The 4,642-nt window shown below is 69.2% G+C and carries 4 protein-coding genes; 2 read left to right on the top strand and 2 right to left on the bottom strand.

The features are described 5' to 3' along the window. Window positions 1-929 (top strand): helicase HerA-like domain-containing protein (locus ACFWF3_RS25000; RefSeq protein ID WP_379315644.1); only part of this gene is annotated, 929 nt, incomplete at its 5' end. Window positions 930-985: 56 nt separating this feature from the next. Here ACFWF3_RS25000 and ACFWF3_RS24995 read toward each other — a convergent pair. Next, on the bottom strand, window positions 986-2,275 hold the full coding sequence (locus tag ACFWF3_RS24995) for a diaminopimelate decarboxylase family protein (RefSeq protein WP_379315642.1): 1,290 nt from the start codon (window positions 2,273-2,275) through the stop codon (window positions 986-988). A 142-nt stretch (window positions 2,276-2,417) separates the two neighbouring features. Then, window positions 2,418-3,221, bottom strand: coding sequence for a mycolate reductase (gene cmrA, locus ACFWF3_RS24990; protein ID WP_378994513.1), 804 nt, complete (start codon window positions 3,219-3,221; stop codon window positions 2,418-2,420). A 110-nt stretch (window positions 3,222-3,331) separates the two neighbouring features. Here cmrA and ACFWF3_RS24985 point away from each other — a divergent pair, with 110 nt between their 5' ends. Continuing rightward, complete coding sequence (locus ACFWF3_RS24985; RefSeq protein ID WP_379315640.1) at window positions 3,332-4,450, top strand: phosphotransferase enzyme family protein; 1,119 nt, start codon at window positions 3,332-3,334, stop codon at window positions 4,448-4,450. The last annotated feature ends 192 nt before the right edge of the window (window positions 4,451-4,642 follow it).

The following is a 4,642-nucleotide window of genomic DNA, read 5'->3' as shown; positions in this document are numbered from 1 at the left end:
CCTCGCAGACGGCCGGGGTGATCCTGCGGTCGCTGGTGAATCTGGAAGCCGACGGCGGCGACACGTTCTTCGGCGAACCCGAACTCGACCCGGCCGATCTGCTGCGCACCGCGGGCGGGCTCGGCGTGATCACACTGTTCGAGCTCGGTCAGCAGGCGGCGCGGCCCGCGCTGTTCTCGACGTTCCTGATGTGGGTGCTCGCCGATCTGTTCCAGACGTTGCCCGAGGTGGGTGACGTGGACAAGCCGAAGCTCGTGTTCATCTTCGACGAGGCGCATCTGCTGTTCGCCGAGGCGTCCAAGGCGTTTCTGCAGCAGGTCGAGCAGACGGTGAAGCTGATCCGGTCCAAGGGTGTCGGTGTGTTCTTCTGCACCCAGTTGCCCACCGACATCCCCAACCCGGTGCTCTCCCAGCTCGGAGCCCGCGTGCAGCACGCGTTGCGCGCCTTCACCCCCGACGATCAGAAGGCACTGTCCAAGACGGTGCGCACGTATCCGAAGTCGTCGGTGTACGACCTGGAAGAGGCGCTGACCTCGCTCGGTACCGGTGAGGCGATCGTCACCGTGCTCTCCGAAACCGGTGCGCCCACGCCCGTTGCCTGGACCAAGATCGCGCCACCGCGCTCACTGATGGACACCATCGGCGACGAGGCGATCAAGTCCAAGGCACTGTCGAGCGCGCTGCAGGGCAGATACGGGCAGAGCGTCGACCGGGAATCGGCCTACGAGATGCTGCTCGCCAGCGTGGCGGCCGCCGAGCCGGTACCCGAATCCGCCCCCGCGCCGGGGCGCTCGACGGACCGGCAGGAAGAGGATTCGGCCGCTGAACGGATCATGGCGAATCCGGCGGTGAAGAGTTTCCTTCGGTCGGCGGCGAGTGCGGCAGGGCGCGAGATCAGCCGCAGTATTTTCGGCACCCGGCGCCGGTGATCGAGTGCGGCCCGTCGATCGGCGGGCCGCACTCCCCGAGTCCCGGGATCAGCCAGTCACCGCGCGAGCTCGCGCATCAGCAGGTCGGCGGTCGTCTCGCGACGGAGCAGCTGCTCGGTGCGGCCGTGGGCGACCGCGACGACCGGCGGCCTGCCCGCTGTTCGATATCCGGCCGCGCACGGGTGATAGGCACCGGTGCACGGCACCGCGAGAACCTCGCCGGCACGAAGATCGGCCGGAATCCGGACCTCGGCGGCGATGAGCCTGCCCGCGGCACCGTGCCTGCTCGCGACCGATGCGGTGAGCTGGGGTCCGGCCGGATGCCGGTTGACCACGAGCGCGCTCACATCGTCGCGCCCGTCGGTATCCCCGTCGACGATCACGCACCGGCCGCCGGCGACCTCGGTGACGGCGAGCACCCGGTGGAGCGTGACACCCGCCCGCGCGACGATCGCGCGCCCCGGTTCCATCGCGAGGACCGGGCGGGGGAAGTGGTGGCGCGCACAGCCCGCGTCGAGCGCGTCATCGAGGATGTCGGCGAGTTCGCGCAGGTTGAGCTCGGCATCGCCGCCGCGCAGCGCCACCGCGTGCCCGCCGCCGATATCGAGATGGGTCAGCAGGGTGCCGTGTTCGGCCTGGATCCAGGCCATCTCGCCGATCATCCGGCGGATCGCCTCGCCGTACAGGTCGGGGTCGTGGATCTGTGCGCCGAGGTGGCAGTGCAGTCCGGTCAGGATCAGCTTCGGCTGCGCGATGATCCGGGCCACGGCCGTGGCGCAGGAATCGCTGCCGAGCGGGAACCCGAACCGTGAGCTGCCCGGCACCTCGATTCCGGGCGCCACCCGCAACAGCACCTGCTGTGGGCGGGTCGCGAGCGAGGCGAGCAGGGTGATCTCGGTGAGGGTGGAGACCACGATGCGGCCGACCCCCGCGCCTACCGCGGCGCGGAGCTCGTCGAAGGGAGCCCCGTTGCCCTGCAGGACGATCCGGCGTGGGTCGATGCCCGCCGCGAGCGCCACCTCGAGCTCACCGGTCGAACCGACCTGCACGGCGAGGCCCTCCTCGGCGACCCAGCGGGCCACCGTGCGCAGCATCAGGGCGGTACCCGCGTAGACGATCTCGGTGTCGGGGAAGTGCTTGCGGTAGGCGCGGCAGCGTTCCCGCACCTCCGTCTCGTCGATCACGCGCACCGGCGTGCCGTACTGGTCGGCGACATCGTGCAGGGCCACGCCGCCGAGGGTGATCCGGCCGTCACCGTCGTAGTGGGTGTCGGCGGGCCACACCGCGGGGTCGAGTCGGGGGACCGCACTCGCACGCAGGGACGGGAAGATATCGAGCAACGTCACGGTGGTCTCCTCCAGGAGGACGCCCCCGCACTCGGACGGCGGGGCCACTTCCAGGACTACGCCGCTCGCGGGCAGCCGAACTCGGTCTTTACGGGTCCTTGACCACCCGGCGACCGTTCCTGACGACTTGCTGACGTGGGTGTCAGCCGCCCAGCTTCTTGTAGAACGCGCCCGCGATCGGTGCGGTGAACGAACGGGGGCCGTAATTGCCCGCCACGCTCATGCCCTTGCTGATCAGGCCGGGGACGATGCGCATCTTGTTGCGGGCCAGCGCGTCGATGGAGACCTTCGCGGTGTACTCCGACGACACCCAGAGGAAGTCGGGAACCATCTTGTCGACGATCGACTGGTCTTCGGGGGCCGGGGTTTCGGTGCGGACGGGGCCGGGCGCCAGCAGGGTGACGTTCACGCCGCTGCCCTTGAGCTCGCCGCGCAGCGACTCCGAGAAGGTGTTCGCGAACGCCTTCGACGCCGCGTAGGTGGCGTTGTTGGGGATCGGCATATTGCCCGCCGCCGAACCGCTGATCAGGATCCCGCCCGCCTTGCGCTCGATCATGCCGGGCAGCACCGCCAGGCTCAGGTCGTGCACGGCAGTGGCGTTGAGTTCCATCTGCATCCGCTCATAGGCGAAGTCGAGCTCGGCGACCGGCCCGAACGTCGCGATGCCCGCGTTGTTGCAGAGAACGGCGATATCGCGAACCGCGAGCTCGTCGACGAGGCTGGCCCGCTGGGTGCGATCGGCCAGGTCGACCGCGCGGACCTCGGCGGTGATGCCGTGGGCCAGGGTCAACCGCTGGGCCAGCTCGGTGAGGATCTCACCGCGGCGCGCGACCAGGATCAGCGAATAGCCGCGCCCGGCCAGTTCGGCGGCCAGCGCGGTGCCGATGCCGGAGGACGCGCCGGTGACGACGGCACGATTGTCTGCAGTGGGGGAGGGCAAGCTCACGAGGGGAGCTTAGGGGATCGGCTACGGCCGTGCGGTGTCCGCATCGACGGGGTGACAGCGCGATGAGAGGGTTCGACGCTGAATGGTCCGGCGCCATCGATACTGGACCGATGGCTGACGAGCAGGTGTTCGGGATGGGCGACGACCCGCTGGCCGAGCCGACGTGGCCCGCGCTCACCGACGACGAGATCGCTCGCGCGGTCGCCGCGACCTGGGGCGGTTCGCCCGCTGCGATCGAATGGCGGGGTGCGCGGCCGTTGTCGTCGACGGTGGGGGTGCGGTTGGACGGTGGGGATCGGCTCGTGGTGAAGCGGATGCCCGCGCGATTACGCGATGTGGTGGCGTTGGGTGAGGAGCATCGGTTCATCCGGCACCTGCGGGTTCGGGATATTCCGGTGCCCGAAGTGCGTGCCACCGTGGGGGATTGGATGAGCGATGAGTCCGGCCGAGACCGTGATGGCGCGACAGGCGCGTTCGTCTACGAGGTGCATCGGGTGGGGATGGGGGAGGATCGGTATCGCGCGGACTTCTCCTGGTCGCCCTATCGCGACCGTGACGATGCGGGGAGCGCTGGGCTGATGCTCGGCCGATTGCATTCGGCCGCAGCAGATTTCGATGCACCGGCTCGACCCGCGCGACCGCTGCTGGCGAGCATGCACAATGACGTGGCGTGCGCCTTCGATTGGCACAGCGCCCGACGGCCGTCGGTCGCCCGATTCCTCGGTGCGAGAGACTGGCGCGCTGACATTCCCCAGTTTCACGCCGACCTTTCCGGCGTCGCGCCACTGTGGACGCACGGGGACTGGCACGCGACGAACCTGCTGTGGAACGACCACGAGGTGACCTCGGTGATCGATTTCGGCCTGGCCGACCGGACGACGGCTGTCTTCGACCTCGCCACCGCCATCGAGCGCGCCGCCATCGACTGGGTTTCGCTGCGTGACGGCGGACCCGCACACGTCCGAGCAGACCAGATCACCGCGCTGATCCAGGGATATCAATCGGTTCGACCGCTGTCGGTCGCCGAACAGCGCCTGCTCCCGGACCTGCTCCCGCTCGTGCACATCGGCTACGAACTCTCCGAAATCGACTACTTCCTGACCATCGCCCACGACCCACGCAACGCCGAAATCGCCTACTACGACTGGCTTCTCGGTCACCTGCGCTGGTACGAGACAGCAGAGGGGCGCGAACTACGCGATGTAATTCACGACGCCTCCCTGCGCTGACCGCGCCCGGCACCGCCGGCCGTATTTCCGGCGACACCCACCCCAGGCCACCCCCCGACGACACCCACGATCCGCCATGACCGCACTCCCAGCCCCGCACGACCCTCACCTTCTTCCGCTCCCTCGGCGGCGCGATCGGCGTCTCGGCGCTCGGCGCGGTCATGGCCCACCGGGTCACGGACTACGTGAAGG

Origin of the sequence: Nocardia sp. NPDC060220 (assembly GCF_042727815.1) — a bacterium.
Taxonomy (GTDB): Bacteria; Actinomycetota; Actinomycetes; order Mycobacteriales; family Mycobacteriaceae; genus Nocardia.
The sequence above is the reverse complement of the archived record's forward strand: the minus strand, read 5'-3'. Positions and strand labels throughout refer to the sequence as shown.